Origin of the sequence: Spongiibacter tropicus DSM 19543, from assembly GCF_000420325.1 — a bacterium.
Classification (GTDB): domain Bacteria; phylum Pseudomonadota; class Gammaproteobacteria; order Pseudomonadales; family Spongiibacteraceae; genus Spongiibacter; species Spongiibacter tropicus.
Window position 1 is genome coordinate 2,060,997 of sequence record NZ_ATUS01000001.1, and the last position, 22,600, is coordinate 2,083,596.

At 60.0% G+C, this 22,600-nt stretch carries 20 protein-coding genes; 12 read left to right on the forward strand and 8 right to left on the reverse strand.

Annotated elements, in window-relative coordinates:
- Positions 1-10: 10 nt before the first annotated feature.
- Complete coding sequence (locus tag G411_RS0109670) at positions 11-1,150, forward strand: zinc-binding dehydrogenase (RefSeq protein WP_022958999.1); 1,140 nt, start codon at positions 11-13, stop codon at positions 1,148-1,150.
- Between the two features lie 52 nt (positions 1,151-1,202).
- On the opposite strand, the gene G411_RS0109675 is transcribed toward G411_RS0109670, so the two are convergent.
- Complete coding sequence (locus tag G411_RS0109675; RefSeq protein WP_022959000.1) at positions 1,203-2,375, reverse strand: alpha/beta fold hydrolase; 1,173 nt, start codon at positions 2,373-2,375, stop codon at positions 1,203-1,205.
- Positions 2,376-2,509: 134 nt separating this feature from the next.
- Between G411_RS0109675 and G411_RS0109680 the strand changes: the two genes are divergently transcribed.
- Both G411_RS0109680 and G411_RS0109685 read left to right on the forward strand, forming a co-directional pair.
- Positions 2,510-2,968: a MarR family winged helix-turn-helix transcriptional regulator gene (locus G411_RS0109680; protein WP_022959001.1), complete on the forward strand. Its 459-nt coding sequence runs from the start codon at positions 2,510-2,512 to the stop codon at positions 2,966-2,968.
- 45 nt (positions 2,969-3,013) lie between these two features.
- Positions 3,014-3,589, forward strand: coding sequence for a flavodoxin family protein (locus G411_RS0109685; protein ID WP_022959002.1), 576 nt, complete (start codon positions 3,014-3,016; stop codon positions 3,587-3,589).
- A gap of 20 nt (positions 3,590-3,609) precedes the next feature.
- Here the strand turns inward: G411_RS0109685 and G411_RS20005 are convergent, their stop codons facing one another.
- Positions 3,610-4,179, reverse strand: coding sequence for a VOC family protein (locus G411_RS20005; RefSeq protein WP_037508463.1), 570 nt, complete (start codon positions 4,177-4,179; stop codon positions 3,610-3,612).
- Between the two features lie 133 nt (positions 4,180-4,312).
- On the opposite strand from G411_RS20005, the gene G411_RS0109695 reads away from it, so the two are divergent.
- Genes G411_RS0109695 through G411_RS0109715 form a run of 5 tightly spaced genes read left to right on the forward strand, consistent with a single transcriptional unit; the run spans position 4,313 to position 9,844 of the window.
- On the forward strand, positions 4,313-5,512 hold the full coding sequence (locus tag G411_RS0109695; RefSeq protein WP_022959003.1) for an acyl-CoA dehydrogenase family protein: 1,200 nt from the start codon (positions 4,313-4,315) through the stop codon (positions 5,510-5,512).
- Positions 5,509-6,489 (forward strand): phosphotransferase family protein, encoded by a 981-nt coding sequence (locus tag G411_RS0109700; protein ID WP_022959004.1) that lies wholly within the window; start codon positions 5,509-5,511, stop codon positions 6,487-6,489. Before G411_RS0109695 ends, G411_RS0109700 begins: the two co-directional genes overlap by 4 nt.
- Positions 6,486-6,878: a DUF6285 domain-containing protein gene (locus tag G411_RS21440; RefSeq protein WP_022959005.1), complete on the forward strand. Its 393-nt coding sequence runs from the start codon at positions 6,486-6,488 to the stop codon at positions 6,876-6,878. Before G411_RS0109700 ends, G411_RS21440 begins: the two co-directional genes overlap by 4 nt.
- A gap of 21 nt (positions 6,879-6,899) precedes the next feature.
- Entirely contained in the window at positions 6,900-8,462 is a 1,563-nt protein-coding gene (locus G411_RS20015) for a long-chain-fatty-acid--CoA ligase (RefSeq protein WP_022959006.1), read from the forward strand.
- Between the two features lie 14 nt (positions 8,463-8,476).
- A complete protein-coding gene (locus G411_RS0109715) occupies positions 8,477-9,844 on the forward strand; it encodes a cytochrome P450 (RefSeq protein ID WP_022959007.1) in 1,368 nt (455 codons plus the stop codon).
- 18 nt (positions 9,845-9,862) lie between these two features.
- Here G411_RS0109715 and G411_RS0109720 read toward each other — a convergent pair whose 3' ends face one another.
- The gene (locus tag G411_RS0109720; protein WP_022959008.1) at positions 9,863-10,423 is read right to left on the reverse strand and encodes a TetR/AcrR family transcriptional regulator; all 561 of its coding nucleotides are present in this window, start codon (positions 10,421-10,423) and stop codon (positions 9,863-9,865) included.
- A gap of 110 nt (positions 10,424-10,533) precedes the next feature.
- Here G411_RS0109720 and G411_RS0109725 point away from each other — a divergent pair, with 110 nt between their 5' ends.
- Genes G411_RS0109725 through G411_RS0109735 form a run of 3 tightly spaced genes read left to right on the forward strand, consistent with a single transcriptional unit; the run spans position 10,534 to position 13,661 of the window.
- On the forward strand, positions 10,534-11,070 hold the full coding sequence (locus G411_RS0109725; protein ID WP_022959009.1) for a hypothetical protein: 537 nt from the start codon (positions 10,534-10,536) through the stop codon (positions 11,068-11,070).
- A 20-nt stretch (positions 11,071-11,090) separates the two neighbouring features.
- A complete protein-coding gene (locus G411_RS0109730; protein ID WP_022959010.1) occupies positions 11,091-11,336 on the forward strand; it encodes a hypothetical protein in 246 nt (81 codons plus the stop codon).
- 42 nt (positions 11,337-11,378) lie between these two features.
- On the forward strand, positions 11,379-13,661 hold the full coding sequence (locus G411_RS0109735) for a TonB-dependent receptor (RefSeq protein ID WP_022959011.1): 2,283 nt from the start codon (positions 11,379-11,381) through the stop codon (positions 13,659-13,661).
- 4 nt (positions 13,662-13,665) lie between these two features.
- On the opposite strand, the gene G411_RS0109740 is transcribed toward G411_RS0109735, so the two are convergent.
- The 3 genes from G411_RS0109740 to G411_RS0109750 all read right to left on the reverse strand — a co-directional run bounded on the left by G411_RS0109740 (position 13,666) and on the right by G411_RS0109750 (position 19,240).
- A complete protein-coding gene (locus G411_RS0109740) occupies positions 13,666-14,739 on the reverse strand; it encodes a TRAP transporter substrate-binding protein (protein ID WP_084495480.1) in 1,074 nt (357 codons plus the stop codon).
- Positions 14,740-14,850: 111 nt separating this feature from the next.
- A complete protein-coding gene (uvrD, locus tag G411_RS0109745; RefSeq protein ID WP_022959013.1) occupies positions 14,851-17,016 on the reverse strand; it encodes a DNA helicase II in 2,166 nt (721 codons plus the stop codon).
- A gap of 52 nt (positions 17,017-17,068) precedes the next feature.
- Positions 17,069-19,240, reverse strand: a complete 2,172-nt coding sequence (locus tag G411_RS0109750; protein ID WP_022959014.1) for a molybdopterin-containing oxidoreductase family protein — start codon at positions 19,238-19,240, stop codon at positions 17,069-17,071.
- A 193-nt stretch (positions 19,241-19,433) separates the two neighbouring features.
- Between G411_RS0109750 and G411_RS0109755 the strand changes: the two genes are divergently transcribed.
- A complete protein-coding gene (locus G411_RS0109755) occupies positions 19,434-20,288 on the forward strand; it encodes an SIS domain-containing protein (RefSeq protein WP_022959015.1) in 855 nt (284 codons plus the stop codon).
- Between the two features lie 44 nt (positions 20,289-20,332).
- Here G411_RS0109755 and rsgA read toward each other — a convergent pair whose 3' ends face one another.
- Complete coding sequence (gene rsgA, locus G411_RS0109760) at positions 20,333-21,388, reverse strand: ribosome small subunit-dependent GTPase A (protein ID WP_022959016.1); 1,056 nt, start codon at positions 21,386-21,388, stop codon at positions 20,333-20,335.
- A 113-nt stretch (positions 21,389-21,501) separates the two neighbouring features.
- Complete coding sequence (locus G411_RS0109765) at positions 21,502-22,590, reverse strand: PepSY-associated TM helix domain-containing protein (protein ID WP_037508466.1); 1,089 nt, start codon at positions 22,588-22,590, stop codon at positions 21,502-21,504.
- Positions 22,591-22,600 lie beyond the last annotated feature (10 nt).

The window sequence follows — 22,600 nt, forward strand, 5'->3', positions numbered from 1 at the left end:
GGCATTTGCCATGCACGACACGCTTCCCGATACCGGCCTGCAACTGCGCTCGCTGGTCACCGACGACGGCTACCTCAAGCTGATACTGAAATCCTCGCCGATCCCCGAGCCGGGCGACGACGAGGTGGTGGTGCGCATTGAAGCGACCCCTATCAACCCCTCGGATCAGGCCACACTGATTGCCCCCGCCGATGTCAGCACCGGCAAAACCACGGGCAGTGGTGCCGATACCGTGTACACCGCGAAGCTGCGTCCTGGTCTGGAGAACCGCGTCAAACCGCGAATCGGCAAGCCGCTGGCGGCCGGGAATGAAGGGGCGGGCACCGTGGTCAAGGCCGGTGCGAGCGCCGCCGCGCAGGCGCTGTTGGGCAAAACCGTGGCGGTGATGGATGGCGCGCTTTACTGTCAGTACCGCAAAGTGAATGTGATGCAGTGCCTGCCGCTGAATGATGGCACCTCGGCCCGCGACGGCGCGTCCTGCTTTGTGAATCCCCTGACGGCACTGGGTATGGTTGAGACGATGCGCCGTGAAGGTTTCAAGGCGCTGATCCACACGGCGGCGGCGTCCAATCTCGGGCAGATGCTCAATCGTGTCTGCCAGAAAGACGGCATTGAACTGATTAATATTGTGCGCAAGCCCGAGCAGGTCGAGCTGCTGAAATCCCAGGGCGCTAAATACATCTGCAACTCCAGCGACGACAGCTTTATGAGCGATCTGACCCGGGCGATTGAGGAGACGGGTGCCTATCTGGCGTTTGACGCCACCGGCGGCGGTGAGCTGGGTAGCCGTATTCTCACCTGTATGGAAAAGGCGGCGCTGAAAGATGTCGAGCTGCCGGGCCCCTACGGCTCCAATACCTTCAAGCAGCTCTACATCTACGGCAGCCTGGATTTGTCGCCGACGATTATCCACCGCAACTTCGGCTTCAGTTGGGGCATTAATGCCTGGCTGCTGACGCCGTTCATTGCCAAGGTCGGACCGGAGCGCGCCGGCGAATTGCGCCAGCGCGTGGCCGATGAGCTGCACAGCACCTTTGCCAGCCACTACAGCGATGAAGTGTCGCTGCTGGATGTATTGCAGGCCGACGTGGTCGCCGAGTACAGCCAGCAGGCCACCGGCAAGAAATACCTGATTAATCCCAGCCTGTAAGCGGCTTCGCGTGCCGGGCCTGGCAGCCCGGCACGTCCTTCCTTACAACAGCTCAGTCCGCAAAACCTTTTCGTGTGAGCCAGTCATCGCAGACCGCCACCGCGGCGGCGAGCTTGTCGGGCTGACCGAAGTAGTAGTGTGTCGCGCCTTCAATATCGTGACGCTCCTTATTGTCGTGCGCAATGGCGTCGAACAGGCGCTGGGTGTGGCTGGGTGTGCAGGCGTCGTCGGCAGTGTTGCCGACCACCAGTGTCGGCACCGAGATCGACGCCGCGCAGCGCACGCCGTCGGCATTGGAGTCGTCATAGCTCCATTGCGACAGCCAACTGCGCAGGGTGCAGAACCGTGCCAGTCCGACCGGGCCATTGTTCACCACCTGCGGATCGCCTAAATAGCACCAATTGGCTTTTCGCTCATTGGGGTCGACGGCCGGGTCAAGCCAGCGCGGGTCGGCCATGGTGCCGTGCACCACAAAACCAAATTCATCGTGTTCGCGCCCCGCCGACTTCAAGGCGGTCAGCTTGTCCTTTACCCAGCCGGTAATGCGCCGGTTTCGGGCGATCTGGGCGGCGCGATAGCGTGCCAGAAAGTCATCACTGTAGGGCGCCTGATTGGGGTTGGCGGGATTGTAGAGATCCAGTTCCGGGTCTTTCTGGTCGGGGTCACTCTCATCCTGAATCGAGGCATCCATCCACTCGGTGAGCGTGTGGGCGCGGCTGACGTGCGCGGCGAGAATCATCAAGCCATCGGCGGGGATGAAATCTTGTATGGTCAGGTCTACCGGGTCACCGGCCGGTGTCTGCCGGATGCTGGGCTGTTCCGCCTGACTCTGATAGAACAGCGACAGCGAACCGCCGCCGCTCCAGGCTGCCAGAATGACCTTGTCGTAGCCCAGTTCGGTTTTGGCGTGGCGGATGCAGTTGCCCATGTCGATGGCAACCTTCTCCATAATCAGCGCACTGTCATTGCCGGAGTAACGGCTCTGGCAGTAAATCACCGGGAATCCGGCCTTCGCCAGCGCCACCACCATGGGTAGATACTCGCCGCCACCCACCGGGTGCATAAATAAAATCACCGTGTTACAGCGCGGATTGGCGGGCTTCAGGTGATGAGATTTCAGCGCGCCAAAATCCAGCGGCCCGCCGTAGGTTTCTTTGAACGGACTTTTGTCCTGATAAAAGATCAGGTAGGGAATTCGCTCGTAGCTTTTACCGGACGCACTCATTATCGTTTTCCTTGTGTGGTCTTTGTCGGATCTCTATATTGTCAATTTTATTTACAATAAATCAAGATAAAGCTGCCCCGTTTTCGCCCGCATTGGCCTACAATGGGCCATCGTTTTAGGGAGTAAGGCAAACCATGAAAAAACTGGTGGATAAGGAGCAGGACTACCTGATTGGCACCCTGGCCTACGCGCTGTATTGGGTGGACGAAAGCCTGCAGGCCAGTCTTGAAGCAGCGGGCTGGGCGCGCATGAACCGCAGCCGTTCGATGATCATGCTTAATGTCACGGCGGGTATTAACCGCCCGGCGGACATTGCCCGCAATCTCGGTGTCAGCCGTCAGGCCATCCACCAGATTTTGCAGGGCATGCGCGATGAGGAAATTCTGGAGCTGGTGGCTGATCCGCGCGACAAACGCGCCAAGATCGTGCAGTTCAGCCCCGCCGCCGATGCCATTCGCCGGGATGCGGAGCGCATTCTGATTGGTATTGAACAGCAGCTTGAAGCGCGTATTGGCAAGACCGCTTACAAGGGGTTAAAGCAGGCACTGAACCGCAACTGGGGGCCGGTGGCCATTGTTGCGCCGGAGCGCTGAGACCGGTATTGACCATAGCAGAGCGATAATAATAAGGAGTCCATCATGTCGACCATTGCCGTGTTATTCCACAGTGGCTACGGCCATACCGAACGCCTGGCGCAGGTGCTGTTTGAGGCCATTGCGGCTGAACCGGGTGTCAGCGCCAGTTGTATTACCATCAATCAAGATGGTGAGATCAGTGACGCTGACTGGAGCCTGCTGGACGGTGCCGATGCCATCGTTTTTGGCTCGCCCACCTATATGGGCGGTGTCTCCTGGCAGTTCAAGCGTGTGGCCGATGCCTCCAGCGGGCGCTGGATGGCGCAGCAATGGAAAGATAAACTCGCCGCCGGATTTACCAACTCGGCCTCCATCAATGGCGATAAGTCGGCCACGCTGAGCTACTTGCATACTTTCGCGATGCAGCACGGCATGCTCTGGGTCGGCACCGGATTGCCCGCTGCCAACACCAAGGCGGCGCAGCGCAATGATGTGAATTATCTCGGGGCGTTTTCCGGACTGATGGCCCAATCACCCGCCGATGCCAGTGTTGAAGAGGGGCCGCTGCCCGGCGATCTGGAGACCGCCAGACTCTTTGCGCGACGCATTGTTGCGCAGTGTCAGCGTCTGGCGGATTAAGCGTAAACGCGGCGGCTTGCTCAGCCGCGGCCGCGTTTATCGAGGCGCTCGGCGCCGAACACGGATTCTTTCTGTGGACGGGTTTTCGCTGTCCAGGCCGCCAGTGCCTCGCGAGCGTGTGCGGCTTCTTCCACCATAATCGCCTCGCCGTTTTCCGCCCGGCAAGTGATCTCGACCTGAATCCCGTTGGGGTCGTACATATACACCGAGTGTACAAAGCCGTGGTCGACCGGCCCCAGGCAGGTTTTACCCGCGGCGTTGAGTTTGTCCTGCCAGGCTTTCAGCGTTTCCAGTGATTCGGTTTCCAGCGCAATGTGCATATCGAAGCTGTCTTTGCGGCCAAAATGTTCGGGTTTGGAAATGCCTGGCTCGTCGAAAAAAGCCAGATAATTGCCGTCAGCCAGCTCAAAAAAGATGTGAAGAAAGTGCCGGTTGCGGCCGAGATTTTCACCAAAGTCGATATCTTCCTCAAAGGCGGCGGCCAGCTTCAGGCCGAGTAAATCCTCGTAAAACCAGCGCGTCTGCTCCGCATCGACACAGCGGTAGGCGGCATGATGGACATTGCCCAGGGGCGTAAGCGGGGTGCTCATGATATTGGCGTCTCTCTTATTATGGGCCGCGTAGCGGCGCGGTTCCGTATGCAAGCAAGTCAATATGCTTGACAATAATGCAGCACGTTGATTGACTTGGCAAGAGTCGATCACTGAGGCGGAGAATAATAAAATGACGCCAGTCTGGACCGACATCCGCCAACAGTTGCGGGTGTTTTTAGAGCAGGAAATCTATCCCCGTGAGCCGCTGATGCAGTCGGCGGATCACGACCGTGCCGAGGCGGTGCTGGCTGAGCTGGCGCAAAAAGCCAAGGCGCAGGGCCTGTGGGCCTTCGGGCATCCGCGCGAGCTGGGTGGCATGGGTATGCCGTTTATGGAGTACGTCTACCTGAATGAGGTGATTGGGCGCTCCGAGTTTGCGCAGCGTATTTTTGGCACCTACACGCTGCAGGACTCGATGATGCTCGACCTCTATGCCTCGACGGCGCAGCGCGAAAAATACCTGATGCCGCTGGCCGCAGGTGAGATCAACCCCAGCTTTGCGATGACCGAGCCGGGAGTCTCCAGCTCCGATCCCACGCAAATCGAAACCACCGCGGTGCTCGATGGTGACCACTGGGTGATTAACGGCCGCAAGTGGTTCACCACCGGCGCCAATATTGCCGCCTACACCACGGTGATGTGTCGCACCGAGCCCGACGCCCCGGCGCACAGCGCCTTCAGTATGATTCTGGTGCCGATGGGCACACCGGGCTATCGCCTGCTGCGGGAGACCCCGGTGTTGGGAATTAACGGCGGCCACTTCGAGGCGGAATACGACAATGTGCGGGTGCCCGCCGACCACCTGCTGGGCGGTCGTGGCGAGGGCTTTCTCATCGCCCAGAAGCGTCTCGGGCCGGGGCGCATTTTCCATTGCATGCGCTGGTTGGGACAGGCCCAGCGGGCCTTTGATCTGATGTGCGAGCGCCTGCAGCAGCGTCGCGCCTTTGGCTCTCCGCTGGCCGACAAACAATTGTTGCAACAACACGTCTTCGACAGCTTTCAGGAAATCCAGGCCTGTCGCCAGCTCACCTTGCACGCGGCGAGCTGCATCGACAGTGGCGACGATGCGCGGGTGGAGATTGCTGCCATCAAAGTGGCGGGCGCGCGCATGCTGCACAACGTCATCGACCGCGCGATTCAGGTTCACGGCGCCGAGGGCCTGACTGACGACACGCCGCTGAGCCGCATGTATCGGCACGCCCGCGAGGCGCGCATTTACGATGGCCCCGATGAAGTGCATATCCAGTCGCTGGCCAAACGCGTGCTCAAACGCTATGCCCGCGGCGAGGGCTGGGACTTTGGCGAGCGCGATGCGGAGCTGATGTCGTGAATGCCGTCAGCGAGATGCTCGGCGAGGTATTGGCCGACGAAGGCGGCTATCACTGCAGGGTTCAATCTATTCGCCCGCTGACCGGTGGTGCGGCGGCGCAGATCTTCGCGGTGGATGCACTGTTGGATGGCGAACCCGCTCCGCTGATTCTGCGCTGTGGTGACGAGACCAGCCAGTTCGGTAACGCCCTGCAAAAGCGCCAGGAAGCCGAGGTGATTCGCGCGGCCTTTGCGGCCGGCTTGCCGGTGCCGGAGGTCTTGGCGATCACGCCGGAGTGCGGCGACGTTGGAGCGGGTTTTGTGATGCGCCGCCTCGGCGGTGAGTCGCTGCCCAAGCGCATCCTCACGCTGCCCGAACTGGCCACTGCCCGTGAGCGGCTGGCCCGCCAGTGCGGCGAGGTCCTCGCGCGGCTCCACGCAATGCCCATTGCGGGTTTGCCCTTGCCACGCTTTTCGGTAGCCGAAGACCTCGCCCGCTACCGGCAGCGCTACCGTGAATTTGACGAGCCGATCCCGATTTTCGAGCTGGCTTTTGCCTGGCTGGCGGCCAACCCGCCCCGATCTCGTCCTCCGGCGCCGGTACATGGGGATTTCCGCAACGGCAATATTCTGGTCGACGAGCAGGGACTCAGCGGCGTGCTGGACTGGGAACTGGCGCATATCGGCAACCCGGTGGAAGACCTTGGCTGGCTGTGTGTGAACTCCTGGCGTTTTGCGCAGGTGGACCAGCCGGTCGGCGGCTTTGGCAGCAAAGCCGATTTGCTGACGGCCTACAACACTGGGCAAGCAACGCCGGTCACCGACGATGAACTGGCCTATTGGGAAATCTTCGGGGTGCTGAAGTGGGGTGTGCTGTGCCTGTACCAGTGCGCCGTTCACCTGAGCGGCCAGCAGGTGTCGGTGGAGCGCGCGGCGATTGGGCGCCGGATTTCCGAGTGTGAAGTGGATCTTATCCGATTGATTGAGGAGCGCACATGAGCAGCGACTACCCCAGTGGCGAGCAGCTTTGCGCCGCCATCGACGGTTTTCTGCGAGACCGCGTACTGCCTGCTATCGACGATCCCAGTCTGAAATATGGTCTGCGGGTTTGCCTGCACAGTTTGGGTATTGTGCAGCGCCAACTGGCGCAGGGCGAGGCGGTGACGGCGCGCGAGCGTGACGGCCTGCAACGGCTGCTGGGAAATACTGAAGAACAAGCGCTGCGCACACTGCGACGCTCACTTTGTGCGTTGATCGCTCGCGGCGAGGTCGATATTGGCGACCGGCGCCTGTTATGGGCATTGCAGGACATTGCCGCGGCAAAACTGGCGGTCGACAATCCCAAGTATCGCCCCGTGCCGGTCTCGGGGAACAACAATAATGCATAAGAAATTCCAAGGAGTGTCACCGTGAGCAGCTTATTCAGCAGTTTCAACGACTATCTGCCCTTCCACGCCGCACGGCGGGGCGATAAGCCGATGATGAAAGATGATCGCAAGGATCTGAGCTTTGGCGAGGTGCATGCGCATGTTGAACGCATCGCGGCGGCGCTGCAGCGCGATGGTCTGAAGAAGGGCGACCGCATTGCCATTCTGGCGAAGAACTCGGTCGACAATCTGAGTGTGTTTATGGGCTGTGCCCGTGCCGGGGTGATTCCGGTGGGGGTCAACTACCGTCTGGCCCCAGGCGAAGTGGCTTACATTGCTGCTGACGCGGGTGTGAAAAAGCTGTTTCTCGACGCCGAGTTTGCCCCGCTATGTGAAGGCTGCGGCGAGTTGCCGCGCGTCATGCTGGATGGCGATGGTGACGGCCCATCGCTGGCGCAGTGGTGCGAGGGCGCCGGGCAGGCCAGCGCGGTGACGATCGCTGGTGACGATATTCTGTTTCATATGTATACCAGCGGCACCACGGGACATCCCAAGGGGGTGCTGATCAGCCACGGCAATGTCCTGCTCAACAGCTACCAGTCGCCGATGAGTACCGGCATCTGGCCCTGTGAAGAGGACCGCTCACTGGTGATCGCCCCTACCTTCCATGCGGTGGGTCTGGTCGGCGCCATGCTGGGGGTAATCTACGGTTCGTCGATGGTGATTCATCGCGACTACGACCCGGTGGGTATGATCGAGACCCTGGCGAACGAGCGCATCACCACGGTGGCCGTGATTCCGGTGATGCTGCAATTCTCGCTGGCGATGGTGCCGGATATGAGTGGCTACGATTTCTCGGCGCTGAAAACCATCAACTACGGCGGCTCGCCGATCTCCGAATCGCTGCTGCGCCAGTGTATTGAGGTGTTCGATTGCGACTTCGTGCAGGGCTATGGTCAGACTGAAGCGACCATGGCGTTGACCTTCCTGACCGCGGGCGATCACCGCCGCGCGCTGGCGGGGCAGCCGGGCCTGCTGCGTTCCTGCGGTCGCGCGGTGTTTGGCACCGAGCTGAAAATCGTCAATACCGAGGGGCAGGAATGTGCGCCCGGCGAAGTGGGCGAAGTGCTGGCGCGCGGGCCACAGCTCATGCAGGGCTACTGGCAGCGTCCCGAGGCGACCGCAGAAACCATTGTCGATGGTTGGTTACACACCGGCGATGCGGGCATCTTCGACGACGATGGTTATCTGTATATTCAGGACCGGGTCAAAGACATGATTATTTCCGGCGGTGAGAACATCTATCCGGCGGAGATCGAGAACCTGCTGATGAGCCATCCCGATATTGCCGATGTGGCGGTGATTGGTCGCGCCGATGAGCGCTGGGGCGAAGTGCCCATGGCGGTGGTGGTTAAGGGTGGGGAAAGCCTGCCGTCAGTCGATGAGCTGGTGACGTTCTGCCACGGCCGCATTGCCAACTTCAAAATTCCCAAACACATTCACGAAGTGCCCGCGCTGCCTCGTAACCCCTCGGGCAAAATCCTCAAAAAAGATCTGCGCGCGCAGCTCGCCAATGTGGATCACAGTGAGACAGCACAGGCCTGAACGGGAGCGCTAGCATGCAAAAGTCTGCGGTCGATAAGGATTATCTGACGATGCCCCGTCGCCCCAGTGGCGACCTGAAGCATATTCCCGGCGACGACGGTGCCTTGCCGGTTCTCGGCGATACGGTACGTTTTCTGACCGACTACCTCGGCATGTCGATGGAGAAGTACCAGCGTTACGGGCGGATTTTCCGCAACCGCGCCATGTTGCAGCACACCGTCGCACTGGTCGGTCCTGAGGCCAATGAGCTGGTGCTGAAAGACAGCGAGCGCTTGTTTTCCAGCAAGAAGGCCTGGGACCCCTTCCTCGACCGGCTGTTTCCCAACGGCTTGATGCTGATGGACTTTGCCGACCACAAGGTAAACCGCCGTATTCTGCAGGGCGCCTTCAAAAAAGACGTGCTGGCCAGTTACGTGGATACCATGAACGGCATGATCGGGCAGCGCCTGTCGCAGCAAACCGTCGAGGAAACCCTGAGTTTTCAGGCGCTGGCCAAATCCATGTTGCTGGATGTGGCGGCTCAGGTGTTTATGGGGGTGGCGATCGGTGATGAGGCCCAGCGCCTGAATCGCGCCTTCGTACATGCCATGGAGGCTTCGCTGGCGGTGGTGAAATTGCCGATTCCGGGCACTACCTGGAAGAAGGGCTTGGATGGTCGCCGGGTGCTCGAACAGTTTGTGGAAAAACACATCGCCAGCAAGCGCCAGTCGCCGGGGCCGGATTTCTTCTCCCAGTTTTGTCAGGCCCGGGATGAAGACGGCAATATGCTCAGCGATGAGGCGGTGCGCGACCACGTGATCTTCCTGCTGTTTGCCGCCCACGACACCACCACCAGTACCCTGTGCTCAATGATTTACCTGCTGGCGAAGCACCCCGAGTGGCAGGATCGACTCTGGAACGAGATGCAGGCGCTGGATACCGATGCGCCAGACTTCGATCAGCTGGCGGAACTGCCGCTGTCACAGTACGCCATGCAGGAAACCCTGCGGATGTACCCGCCTGTGCCGGTTATCCCTCGGCGTACGGTGCGTGAAACCGAGATCTTTGGCTATCGTATTCCCGCCAATACCTCGGTGGGGGTATCGCCGCTGATGACCCACTATTTAGACGAGTGGTGGACCGAACCCCGCAAGTTCGATCCAGAGCGTTTCGCGCCGGAACGCGCCGAGCACAAGCGGCATTTTTATCAGTGGCTGCCCTTTGGCGGGGGAAGTCACAAATGCATCGGTCTGAACTTTGCCGAAATTCAGGTGAAGATTGTGCTGTTCCATCTGCTCAAGCACTTCCGCATTGAGGTAGCGCCGGATTACGTCATGCCTTACAACCCGGTGCCGATCTCTTTTCCCACCGACGGTTTGCCGGTGCGCTTTCGCCGTCGTTAGACGGGGCTGCGTTCGGGGTCAGTCTGCCTCAATGAGATGCCGGCTGACCCAGAGCACTTCTTCCTCAATACCGCCCGCACGGGGTAAGTGGCCAATCTGGGTTTCTGCCACGCCGATGGCGATCAGCAGTCTGGCGCGGCGGCGGGCTTCAGTCTCGCTGTGCCCCAGTGCCTTGAATTGTTCGCAGAGAAAATCCATCAGCAGGCGGTCGGCGCGAGCGACCGCCTCCGCTACCGCGGGCTCCTGTCGCGCCCAGTCACGCATCACCGCATCCATGCGCATAAAGTTGCCGCTCAGCCAGAACTGAATTGTCGACTGAAAGGTGTCGCGGGGGTTGTGGTTGCTGGCCTGCTCGATGCGCTGGTGAATACTCTCGTGAAACACCCCTGACCAGGCGTCGACCAGAGCGCTGATCAGCGCCTGCCGGTTTTTGAAATGCCAGTAAAAGCTGCCTTTGGATACCTGCAGTGCCTCACAGAGGGCATCGATGGTGAGGGCTTTGACTGAGCCGGTTTCCGCTAGCAGCTCCAGCGCGGCATTAATGAAGTCCTCGCGACTTCGTCGGCCTGTGTCCGCCATAAAGTGCCATCCAATTTAGTCAAATATATTGACAATAATAAAACCGTACCATACGGTATGGTATAGAAATACTGCCGTACCAAAATAATCAATAACAATGAGTCAGGGCAATGTTTTTTCAGCAATTGGGCGCACAACTCGCCCCGTATTATCTGCACATCAAATTTCTGCACCTGAGCTTTGCCGTGCTCTGGCTGGGCAGTACTGCGGTGGCTTACCTCAATTATCTGGTGCCGGTGATGCGCGCCTGGCAGCGTGATCCGCGCAATCCCGAGCGCATTGCTCAGCGCAATCTGGCGATGGAGCGCTTCGATCACGGTGTGCTGATTGAACACGCGGCCTTCCCGCTGCTGCTGTTAAGCGGACTGGCGCTGCTCAGTGTCGGCGCCTGGGGGCCACAGCATTACTGGTTGGCGTTGAAGTTGTGCATTGTGGTGCTGGTGTTCTTGCCCATTGAGATTGTCGATTACTGGCTGTCGCATTTTGGCGGTAACAAACGGCAGATCCGTCTCAGTGGCCGAGCTGATGCGGCCCGGCGCTATGAGCAGGTCCTGCACCAGCACTGGTGGTTTTTGATTGTGACCACGCCGCTGATTTCCGTGACCGGCCTGCTGGTGCTGTACCTCGCAGTCGTCAAACCCCTGTAAATCGTGGAGAGAAGTTGAGAATGGATGCGCTCGCTCATGTTAAGCCCTTTCAGGTTGATACCCCCCGGCTGCTCAAGATTGCTGCCGCCATGGGGCTGTATCTGCTGATTGTCATCTGGCCCTGCTTTATCTGGCTGCGGCACTGGCTGGCAGACGATGCCTCGCCGGGATCGCCGTCAGCGCTGGGCGCCGTGCTGCTCGTCGCGCTGTTGCTCGCGGCATATGCCTTTGTCGTGATGAAGCGGCTCTGTCTGCCGCGACAGTAAACGGACTCCGACTCCACCCATTCGACATCAGGTGAAACAATAATGAAAAAAGCCATCACCGCCCTTGTCATTGCGCTGGCTGTTCCCGCTCAGGCGCAGACCGTCAGCCAGGCAAACAGCCCGCGACCGGCGTATCTGGAAGAGGTGATTGTCACCGCCCAGAAACGATCGGAATCGATTCAGGATGTGCCGATCGCGGTGTCAGTCCTTAGTGCCGAGCGCATGAAGAACTCCGCAGTCACGTCCTTTGAGGACATCTCGCTGGCAAGCCCCAACACCGAGATCAATATGACGCCGGGCTATGTGCAGGTGGGCATGCGCGGTCTGAACTCGCCGATTAACGACGGCATGGAGCAGGCGGTGGGCGTGTATGTGGACGGCATCTACTACGGGAAAACGGCGTTCCTGCAAGACGCGTTTCTGGATATCAGCCGGGTGGAAATGCTCAAGGGGCCGCAGGGGACCCTGTTTGGCAAGAACACCGTGGCGGGGGCGATCAGCATCAGCACCGCCAATCCGGAGAACGAGTGGGCGGCCAGCGCGATGATCGGTTGGGGGCAGTTCAATGGTGAGCATTACGAGTTGATGCTCAACGCGCCCTTAATCGAAGACCGGCTCGCGCTGCGTATCGCCGCCACGCGGCAGCGACAGGACGGCTATGTGCGCAATACGCTGCGGGGCAGCAGCGAAAAACGGGTCGATAAAGAAGGCCTGCGTGCCAAGCTGCTGTTCACGCCAACAGATCGGTTGTCGGCGGTGCTCACCTATTATCAAGGCGAATCCCGCGATTCGGGTCAGGGCTGGGAGCCCTTCTTACTGACGGGCGCTGCGGAATTTCTCCACGGCCGCTTTGATCCCACGCTGGAGACCGATTTTGATTATCGCAGCCATGCCGATGCGCCCAATCAAAGTCGCAGTGATACCGAGGTCGTCAATCTGGAGGTGAATTGGGATGTGGGTGAGCACACACTGACCCTGATTGGCAGCGATGCCCGCGCCGATGAATGGCTGTATCTGGATGCCGATACCGCATCGGCGCCGATTGCCGACTGGGGGCGTCGCACCGACTACAACCAGCAAATGCTGGAGCTGCGCTTGAGCAGCCCGCCGGGTCGACTGGAGTATCTGCTTGGCGCCTTTGCCTACCGCTCGGAGAATAATCTGCGTGGTGAACTGCGGATGTTGCCCGAGGGGCCGCTGGACGATCTGGTGGTGCCGTTGCTGGGTATCGATCTGCTCGACACGCTGCTCAACGACTTGCTGGGCCCCGTCACTAATCCGATTGAAGATCTGCTCTACGGGGTGCTCAGCGATGCATTGTTCCAGCGCTTTGATCAGCGCACCGAATCGCTGGCGCTGTTCTCTCAGTTCACTTGGAAAGTGACCGACCGCCTCAGCCTGATTGCCGGTTTGCGCGCGTCTGAGGAAGAGAAGCAGGTCTTGCTGGATCAGAATTACGAGGAAACAGGTCTGCTGCTGACGGCCGCCTTCGGCGTTACCGAATACACGCTGGACGATAGCCGCAAGGAGTCGACGCTGGTGCCGAAGCTGTCGGTGAAATATGAGCTGGGCGACGACTTGCTCTACGCGAGCTATGCCGAGAGCTTCAAAGCCGGTGGCTATAATCCGCTGGCGCGCACCGCAGAGGAGTCGGGGTTTGAAGAGGAGAGCGCCAAAGCGCTTGAGCTGGGTTACAAGCTCACCGGCTGGGATGGCATGCTCACCCTGAACGCGGCGCTGTACCGCACCGAGTTCAGTGATATGCAGATTCAGGCCTTTATCGGTAACGGCTTTATTGTGAGTAATGCTGCCGAGGCGACGACGCAAGGGGCTGAGTTTGATCTGAGCTTTCGTCCGGCGGAGGGCACCTCGCTCTATGCCAGTTGGGGTTACAGCGATGCGCGCTTCGACACCTTCAAAGATGGTCCGTGCACCGCGGCCAATGGCGGCGACTTCTGCGATTTGAGTGGCTCGCGCCTGCCCCGCGCTCCCAAGTACAGTGCGACCCTGGGGGGCAATACCGCGATCCCGCTATGGCGGGATTCAGTGGCGCTGATGCTCGGCGCCGATGTGAACTGGCGGGACGATATTCTGTTTGATCTGGATGCCGATCCACTGGACAGTCAGGACGGCTACTTTATGGTGAACCTGCACGCCGGGCTGGTTGATCCCGACGGCCGCTGGCAGCTGATGGCCCATGTAAAAAATCTGGAAAACAAAACCATCCGCCACTTCGCCGCCGATATGCCCATTTTCAGTGGTTCCCACATGGGCTTTCTGTTGCCGCCGAGAACGGTATCGGCCGAGCTGCGTTTGAACCTGTAGCGGGCTACAAATCGCGGCCGTTGATATAGGCCTGCTCGGAAATGTGGTGGTAGTTCTTGGCGTTTTCCATGAATTGCTTCCAGCTGGCATACACGCGGCCGGTAAGCTCATCGGTTTGCGACAGCTCTTCCAGATAGGCATCCGAGGTGCTGTGCAACGCCCGCATGACGTCGTCCGGCAACTGGCGAAGCTGCACGCCGTGTTTGTCGACGAGTTCGTTCAGCGCGTGATTGTTGCGCGCCGTGTATTCGTCGAGCATATCGGCATTGGCGTAGCGTGCGGCCACTTCCACAATGGCCTGCAAGTCATCGGGCAAGGCCTCGTAGGCTGATTTGTTGATGATCAGCTCCAGCGTGGAGCCGGGCTCATGCCAACCGGGGTAGTAGTAATAGCGCGCCACCTCATGAAAGCCAAAGGCCAGATCGTTGAAGGGGGCCACCCACTCGGTGGCGTCGATCACGCCGGTCTGCAGTGAGGTGTACAGCTCGCCGCCGGGCAGGGTGACCGAGGTGCCACCCAGACGGTTCAGTACTTCGCCGCCGGAGCCGGGGATGCGCATTTTCAGGCCTTTCAAATCGGCAACACTGTTGATCTCTTTGTTAAACCAGCCGGCCATTTGCACGCCGGTGTTGCCACCGGCAAAGGGCACGAGATTGAAGGGCGCGTAGGCTTCCCGCCACAGTTCAATGCCGCCACCGTGGTATAGCCAGCCGTTCATTTCCTGCGCGGTCATACCAAACGGCGCGGTCGTGAAAAAGATGGAGGAGGGCAGCTTGCCTTTCCAGTAATAGGCCGCGCCGTGCCCGGCTTGCACGCTGCCCGCCGACACCGCATCGAATACGCCCAGCGCGGGCACCAGCTCCCCGGCGCCGTATACACTGATTTGCAGGCGACCTTTGCTCATGCGATTCACCACCTGGGCAAATTTTTCCGGGGCGGTGCCCAGGCCCGGAAAGTTCTTCGGCCAGGTGGTCACCAGTTTCCAGTGATAGACGCGTTCCTGGCCGCTGGCGGTAGCGCGTTGATCGTTCTGGGGCAGGTAATGGCGGCCGCGCTCGCCCACGTAGAGCCAGCTCATGGTCACCAGTGCGGCGACCAGCGCGAGAATAATCAGCGGTGTGTAGGAGCGCGATGATGCGGTCACGGGATTTCCCTTTTTATTGTTGTGCCCCGGCCTGTGCGGCGGGGCTTAAAGTAATTGCAGATTCGCGTATTGCAGCACCAGCCACTTGCTGCCTTCGTCCTCAAAATTGACCTGAACGCGAGCGCTGGGACCCTGGCCTTCAAAACTGAGTACGGTCCCGGCACCAAAGATGCTGTGCAGCACCCGCTGGCCCAGAGCGATGCCGCAATCGGCGGCGGCCTGAGCGGCAATATGGCTGCTGGCAAAGCTGCTGGGCCGGGTCACGGTGTTGTTCAGGCGCACTTCGTTAATCAGCTCATTGGGAATTTCGCGAATAAAGCGCGACAGGCTGTTGAAGTTCTCCTGACCGTGCAGGCGGCGAGATTCGGCGTAGCTTAAAAACAGCTGCTGCTCGGCGCGGGTAATGCCCACATAGGCCAGCCGTCGCTCTTCCTCCAACCGCTCCGGGTCGTCCATCGACATTTTGTGGGGGAACAGGTTTTCCTCCACGCCGACCATAAATACGATCGGAAACTCCAGCCCCTTGGCGGAGTGCAGTGTCATCAACTGAATGCTGTCTTCGTGCTCGTCGGCCTGCTGCTCACCGGCGTCCAGTGCGGCGCGGTCGAGGAATTCCCGCAGCGGATCGGCGTCGGGATCTTCCGGCACAAAACTGCGCGCGGCGCTGACCAGTTCCTGCAGGTTTTCCACCCGCGCCTGGCCTTTCTCGCCTTTTTCCTTTTGATGAAACTCGATCAGCCCGGAGTGCTCCACCACGTAGTCGACGGCGCTATCCAGTTCCATGTCGCGGGTCTGCTCGGCGAGGTCTTCCACCAGTGACAGGAAGCCACGCAGGGCATTGCCCGCACGGGCGGTAAGCGCGCCGTTTTCAATCATTGCCAACGCCGATTTCCACAGTGACTGCTGGTGGTCGCGAGCATACTCGCGCAGCATTTCCACCGTGCGGTTGCCAATACCGCGAGTCGGGGTGTTGATGACCCGCTCCACGGCGGTGTCGTCGTCGCGCAGGGCAATCAGGCGCAGATAGGCCAGCGCGTTTTTAATCTCCAGTCGATCGTAGAAACGTTGGCCGCCGTAAATGCGGTAAGGCAGCCCGGTGCGAATCAGCGCTTCTTCCAATACCCGCGACTGGGCGTTACTGCGGTACAGAATGCCGATATCGGCGCGGCGATAATCCTGGCGCAGCAACTCGTCGATGCGGTCGGTGACAAAGCGCGCCTCGTCCTGTTCGTTAAAGGCGGCGAACAGGGTGATCAAATCGCCGTCGTCGCCGCTGGTCCACAGCTCTTTGCCGAGCCGCTGGCTGTTGTTCTGAATCACCGCATTGGCGGCGCTGAGAATGGTGCCGGTGGAGCGGTAGTTCTGCTCAAGACGAATAATGCGGGTGTCGGGAATGTCTTTGGAGAACTGTTGGATATTCTCGATGCGTGCGCCGCGCCAGCCGTAAATGGACTGATCGTCGTCGCCCACGGCGGTAATCCCCATGCCCTTGCTTACCAGCAGGCGCAGCCAGGCATATTGCACGGCGTTGGTATCCTGAAACTCGTCCACCAGCACATGCTTGAAGCGCTGCTGGTAGTGGTCCAGTACGGCGGGGTTATCGCGCCACAGCTCCAAAGCCCGCAGCAACAGTTCGGCAAAATCGATGACGCCCTGCTGTTGGCAGATCTCTTCATAGCGGCGGTATACCCGCAGCATGGTCTTCTGATACAGGTCGCCGCCGTAGTCGTCGATGTGGGCGCTGCGGCGGCCTTCGTCTTTGTGGCCGTTAATAAAATAGGCTGACTGGCGCGGCGGCCAGCGGGAGTCGTCCAGCTCCAGCTCGCGGTGAATGCGCTTGAGCATGCGTAGCTGGTCATCGCTGTCGAGAATCTGGAAATTGTCCGGCAGCTTGGCTTCGCGGGCGTGAGCCTTCAACAGCCGGTGCGCCAGCCCGTGAAAAGTGCCCACCCACATGCCGCCGCGCAACTGGGTGCCCAGCAGTTCTTCGATACGGCCGCGCATTTCCCGCGCCGCCTTGTTGGTAAAGGTCACCGCCATAATGCTGTAGGGCGACAGGCCTTCCACCTGAATTTTCCAGGCGATGCGGTGCACCAGCACGCGGGTTTTGCCACTGCCTGCGCCCGCCAGTACCAGTGTGCCGGGGCTGTCGGAGGTGACGGCGTCGCGCTGTGCGTCGTTGAGTGAGTCGAGAATATGAGAGACGTCCATGGGCGGCTATTCTATCGGGAATGGCCGACGCTGGCACCTGACTCTCGCGCTGCTATGGACTGACGGCGACAGGCTCAATCGACACCGGCGTGCCGTTCAGGCGGGGCACGCGGGAAAGCGGGTCGACGTCGGCATTGGAGACCAGCAGATTGCGATTCACGCCGCCGTGGTGGCGACTGCTGCCACGGCCGGGATTAAAGGTGCGATAGCCCCAGCCATGCTCCATGACCGCGACCCCGCTGCGCACCTCATCCGACAGTTTGAGCTGAGCTTCGATACTGCCGCTGGCTGAGCGCAGCGTTACTTTCTGGCCGTCGAACAGGTGAAGTGTCTCGCCCTGCTGGCGATTAATCTCTACGGTGCTGCCGGTCATTTCCCGCGAATGCATGCCGTCCATGCTGGTTTCGATGGACCAGGAATTCATCATCTTCATTCGGCGGCGGGAAATGAGCTGAAAAGGCTGCGACGGATCGCGCGCGGTAGATTCAGTGAGGCGTTGCTGCAACACGTCCACAAACGCGGCGGGTGCCAGATCGACGCGGCGATTCTGCTCCCGCAATTTGCCAAATAGTCGGCCGAATTCCGGACGCTGTGCCGGATCGCCAATGCCGTGGGGCGCTTCGACAATATCGCGCCAGCGAAGCTGTGGGTTATCGCGTATCAGCATTCTCGCCATCAGCATTGGATTGAGTGTCAGTTGGGGCTTGCCACTCCATGCCGCCAGCCGTTTACTGGCGGCGATCAGCGGATTCAGCCAACGCTTGCCCGGTATCAGTGGCTTGTTCATCGCCAGTGTCAGGTCGCGCAGAAACTCCCATTCGTAGCGCATGCCGGTGGGGGGCGATACGGCCGCGCGGCTGAGCTGTGCCCGCGGACTGGGGCTGAGCGCCTGAATCAAGGGATTGATCTCTGTGCGTTCCAGAAAATGGTCGCCGGGAATCAGCCAGTCGGCATGGCGGTGGCTCTCGCGCTGGAACTGATCGATTACCACCAGGCAGTCCAGTTGCGCCAGCGCCGCATCGAGTTTATTGCCGTCGGGACCGGAGACCACCGGGTTGCCGCTATTAATAATCAGGGCGCGAATCTGCCCGGGCCCCGGTGTGGTGATCTCATCGGGCAGTTCCGCCAGACTGTGAGCGCCGGCCACATTTTTGTTGCCGCGCACACGGCTGATGGCGTCGGAGTGGGGGAACAGGGTGTCGCCCACATCCAGCAAATCGAGAACACCGCTGACGTAATACAGCCCGCCCTCGGTTTCGACGCGACCGGTGATGTAGTTCAGCACTTGCACCAGCCACAGGGCCAGCACGCCATTGCGTCCCTGACTCACCCCGGTACGGGCGATGGCCATGGCGCTGGGCGCGTGGGCAAAGTCGCGGGCCAGCGTTTCGATCTCGCTCAGCGGCACATCACAGCAGGCGCTGAGCTGATTCAGGTCTGCCGTCGCCGCAATGGCCCGCACAGTGTCCAGCCCTTCGAGCAGGTCGGCATGCTGGGGATTGCGCCAGCCGTTCTCCAGAATCAGTTTGATCATGGCCAGCACCAGTGCCCAGTCGCTCTCCGGCAACGGGGCAATATGCCGACTCGCCTTCGCCGCGCATTCAGTGCGGCGCGGGTCTACGACCACCAGCTCGGCGCCGGCGGCTTTGCGGGCCAGTACTCGCTTCCAGCCGTCTGGTGAATAGCCGATCCAGCACATGGTACTGATCTGTGGATTGGTGCCGATTAACAGAAAATAGTCGCAGTGATCGATGTCTGCCTGAAGGCTCACCCAGGCATTGCCGTACATCGCGTCGGACACAACATGCAAGGCATTCTGGTCGACCGAGCCCACCCAGAAACGGCTTTCGGTGCCAATGGCGTCCAGCAGCATCGTGTGAAACAGCGCGCTGCCAAAGTTGAAGCCGTTCGGATTGCCGGTGTAGCTGCCAATGGCATTGGGACCGTGCTCGTCGATCAGACGGTTAAAGCGGGTGGCGATATCGGCAATCGCCTCGTCGTAGCTGGCGGCAACATAGCGGTCGCCGACCCGTTTCATGGGTGTGGTAATGCGGTCGGGGTGGCGGAGTGACAGGTGCGATTTGGCGCCCTTGATACAGTAGTCCCGCCAGCTATAGGGGTTGTCTTTATCCGGCTCGACTTTCAGCACGCGGTTGTTGTCGGTGGTGACCGTCAGCCCGCAGCCCTGCTCGCAAATGCCGCAGACCGTATGGCAGGTTTTCATCGTCAGTTCCCGTTGTTGTTATTACTGTTGTTATTAAGTAAGGGCAGATGAGATGACCATACTAGGTAGGCTTGCAAAAGATGTCAAAAAGAAACTATTTCTTAAAGGAAATAAAAAGAGCCTGTGACCCGCAGCCACCCCAGCGCGTTTGCATAGGGTACAATCGGCCCATATTCGCCAGCCTGAGTGTGCCGTGAGACCCCGAAACATCATCCGCGCCATTGAAACCAACCGCGAAGCCATGCGCCGCAGCGAGCGCAAGGTGGCGGACTACATCCTCGCTAATCGTCGCGAGGTGATTCATATGCGCATCGTCGATCTGGCGCAGGAAGCCCATGTCAGCGAGCCGACGGTGGTGCGTTTCTGCCGGGCGGTGGGCTGCGACGGCTTTCAGAACTTCAAAGTGGCGCTGGCCCAGCACGTGGCCCACAGCGGCGAGTATGCGGCGGTGGACTACCGCGACGACGACAGCGCCCGCCAGTACACCTTCAAAGTGTTCGACGCCACCATGGAAGCGCTGAAGCGCGTGCGCGACAGCATCGAGGTCGACGCCATCGAGAAAGCGGTGGAATTGCTGGGCAATGCCCGGCGGGTGGAGTTCTACGGTTTTGGCGCCTCGGCGGCGGTGGCCCACGACGCCCAGCACAACTTCTTCCGCCTGCAAATCAGCGCCAGCGTTTATGCCGATCCGCATGTGCAGGCGATGTCGGCCATGTCGCTGCACGCCGACGACGTGGTGGTGGCGATTTCCCAATCCGGGCGCACCCGCTCACTGCTGGACGTGATCAAGCTCGCCCAGAACAGCGGCGCCCCGGTGATCGCGCTGGCTCCCAGTGGCAGCCCCATCGCCGAGATCAGCGATCTGCCGATTTACATCGACGTCGACAACGACAAAGGCGCCTACACGCCGTTGCCCTCGCGGTTGGCGCATATGACCGTGCTGGATATTCTGGCGGTAGGCATCTCGGCCAGCAAAGCCGGGCTGCGGGAACATCTGGACAGTATTGAGCAGGGCCTGCAGTCGCTTCGACTGGAGGGGCCGGAATAAGAACGTCCCGCCTGATTTTTGGCGTTAGTTCTCGTGTGGCTGCCTTAATGCTCGCCTTTCATCTGCTTGATTTTCTTACCCTGCTTGACGACTTTGGCGAAGCCCCGGTCCTGCGCTCGCTTCTCGGCCAGACTGGCGTTTGCGACCGCGTTTTCGCGTAACAGTTTTTTATAGTTCAGCAAGCGGCGGCCATCGAGCCGGTTATCCTCCACCGCTTGTTGCACTGCACAACCGGGTTCCGTGTCGTGTTGGCAGTCGGAGAACTGGCATTGTCTGGCCAGTGTCTCAATATCGTCGAACACGGTGCCAAGGGAGCCTTCGATATCGGCCACTTTCAGCTCACGCATCCCCGGCACATCGATTAACAGGCCGCCGGTAGGCAGGATGTGCAGCTCGCGATGGGTGGTGGTGTGGCGCCCTTTCTTGTCCTGCTCGCGAATGCCTCCGGTTGCGGTCAGTGACTCCCCGGCAAGGCTATTCAATAGTGTCGATTTGCCAACGCCGGATGAGCCGACCAGAGCAACGGTAGTGGTCTTGCCAATCCAGGAACGAATTCCGTCGAGTGTTGCGGGATCAAGGGTGTTGGTGATTTCCACGGCAATACCCGCCTGCGTACTGCGCGCCCGGCGCACATAGCTGTCCACGTCGTCGCTCAGATCGGCCTTGGTCAGCACAATCACCGGCATTGCTCCCGCTTCGGCGCACAGGGCCAAATAGCGCTCCAGACGGGACTCCTTGAACTCCTCGTTGCAGGAGGTGACGATAAATAGAATATCGATATTGGCGGCGATCGCCTGAATCTCCTGATGACTGCCAGCCCCCAGCCGTTTAAACAAACTCTTGCGCTCAAGAACCTGTTCTATTTTTGACAGGGACGTATCCAACACCACCCAGTCGCCGACGGTGGGACGCTCAACGGCGGTGGCCTGCAGCAGGGTAGAGGACAGCTCAACGACGTGCTCCGCCGACTCGCAGAGAACCGTCATTTTGGAACGCTGTACCGCGCTGACACGGCCGAGACGCTCCTGCATCAGGTCGATATCGGCAAGCTGCTGGGTAAAGAACGGAACCAGTCCCAGATCGTGGAGAGAATGACTCACGGCGGCGATTCACTATGCAGAGAATTGGACAGAGCGTAGCAGGCTTTCTTTGTCTCATGCTATGCCTATGAGGCCATCCCGATTTTTGCTTTTGTGGCTTAACAGCGACTTGTCTATCGCGTCCGCCTGCGCTGATGCTTCCACCGTTTGTAGTAATGCAGCCCGCCGGTGAGGGCCAGCCAGGTGAGGACGATGCCGCAGAACAGGGTGAGCAGGCGGTAGATGGCGTTCATGCCGAAGCCAGAGTGCAGGGGGTAGAGCTGGTTGATAAGGCGTCGCTCGACGGCCATTTGGTCTGAGCGCTCAGTGCGGCGTAATTCGCCGTTGTGGGTATTGAGCCAGACGGTGCTGCGGCCGTTGAGGTGCCACTCGCCGTTGAGGCGAACGCGCACTTTCAGACTGGGCGCGCCTTGTTCCTCACTGAGGGTGATGTACGTGGGCCAGCTATCGGGAAGCTGTTGCTGGATGTGCAGATAGCCGTCGGCAATGGTGTTGTCGGCGGACGCGGGAGCGGGTGCATTGGCGGGGAGTACGGCGCCGGGGGGCAGCAGCGGGAAAATCAGTTTTTGCCACAGCATCAGGCTACCGGTCAGCAGAATCAGCAGCATTAACGGGCTGGTCAGCGCACCGGAGTGGCGGTGGTATTGCAGCCATTGGGAAGGGCGGATTTTTTTCGGAAATACCCAGCGCCAGCGAAAGGCTCTTCGCCCCGGCCACCACAGAATAAGCCCGCTGATACACAGGAATAAGGCCAGGATACCGCTGATGAGCAGCAGGGCTTCCCCGAACTCGCCGCTGAGCAGATCGACATGCAGCTCTCGGATAAACGCCATGAGCTCCAGAAACCACAGTCGCTCGACGTAGGGCTCCAGCGAGCCAATGCTCAGCAACTCCAGACTGTCGTCGTGGCGGACCGTCCAGTAGGGCTCGAGAGGGCTGGGGGCTTTCAGTTTCAGGGCGGGATCAATGCCGCGCTGATCGGCCAGTCTGCCCAGTTCGCTGGCGAGCTGGCTGTGGCTGTAGTGCGCTGGCAGTGCGGCGTCGGGGGTGACGACGGTGGCGATCAGCTCTTTTTGATAGACCAGCGCGGTGCCGGTGACGGCCGCCACCAGCAAGATGGCGAGCCCGGCCAGACCCGCCCACATATGCCAGCGCCATAGCCCCGGTGGCCGCGTTTTGCGCGGACGCGGTGCCGCGCCCACATTATTCACT

Excerpts from the sequence above, each read along its gene's own strand:
- G411_RS0109670 (WP_022958999.1), top strand. The coding sequence starts at position 11 with ATGCACGACACGCTTCCCGATACCGGCCTGCAACTGCGCTCGCTGGTC.
- G411_RS0109675 (WP_022959000.1), bottom strand. The coding sequence starts at position 2,375 with ATGAGTGCGTCCGGTAAAAGCTACGAGCGAATTCCCTACCTGATCTTT.
- G411_RS0109680 (WP_022959001.1), top strand. The coding sequence starts at position 2,510 with ATGAAAAAACTGGTGGATAAGGAGCAGGACTACCTGATTGGCACCCTG.
- G411_RS0109685 (WP_022959002.1), top strand. The coding sequence starts at position 3,014 with ATGTCGACCATTGCCGTGTTATTCCACAGTGGCTACGGCCATACCGAA.
- G411_RS20005 (WP_037508463.1), bottom strand. The coding sequence starts at position 4,179 with ATGAGCACCCCGCTTACGCCCCTGGGCAATGTCCATCATGCCGCCTAC.
- G411_RS0109695 (WP_022959003.1), top strand. The coding sequence starts at position 4,313 with ATGACGCCAGTCTGGACCGACATCCGCCAACAGTTGCGGGTGTTTTTA.
- G411_RS21440 (WP_022959005.1), top strand. The coding sequence starts at position 6,486 with ATGAGCAGCGACTACCCCAGTGGCGAGCAGCTTTGCGCCGCCATCGAC.
- G411_RS0109715 (WP_022959007.1), top strand. The coding sequence starts at position 8,477 with ATGCAAAAGTCTGCGGTCGATAAGGATTATCTGACGATGCCCCGTCGC.
- G411_RS0109720 (WP_022959008.1), bottom strand. The coding sequence starts at position 10,423 with ATGGCGGACACAGGCCGACGAAGTCGCGAGGACTTCATTAATGCCGCG.
- G411_RS0109725 (WP_022959009.1), top strand. The coding sequence starts at position 10,534 with ATGTTTTTTCAGCAATTGGGCGCACAACTCGCCCCGTATTATCTGCAC.
- G411_RS0109730 (WP_022959010.1), top strand. The coding sequence starts at position 11,091 with ATGGATGCGCTCGCTCATGTTAAGCCCTTTCAGGTTGATACCCCCCGG.
- G411_RS0109735 (WP_022959011.1), top strand. The coding sequence starts at position 11,379 with ATGAAAAAAGCCATCACCGCCCTTGTCATTGCGCTGGCTGTTCCCGCT.
- G411_RS0109740 (WP_084495480.1), bottom strand. The coding sequence starts at position 14,739 with ATGAGCTGGCTCTACGTGGGCGAGCGCGGCCGCCATTACCTGCCCCAG.
- uvrD (WP_022959013.1), bottom strand. The coding sequence starts at position 17,016 with ATGGACGTCTCTCATATTCTCGACTCACTCAACGACGCACAGCGCGAC.
- G411_RS0109750 (WP_022959014.1), bottom strand. The coding sequence starts at position 19,240 with ATGAAAACCTGCCATACGGTCTGCGGCATTTGCGAGCAGGGCTGCGGG.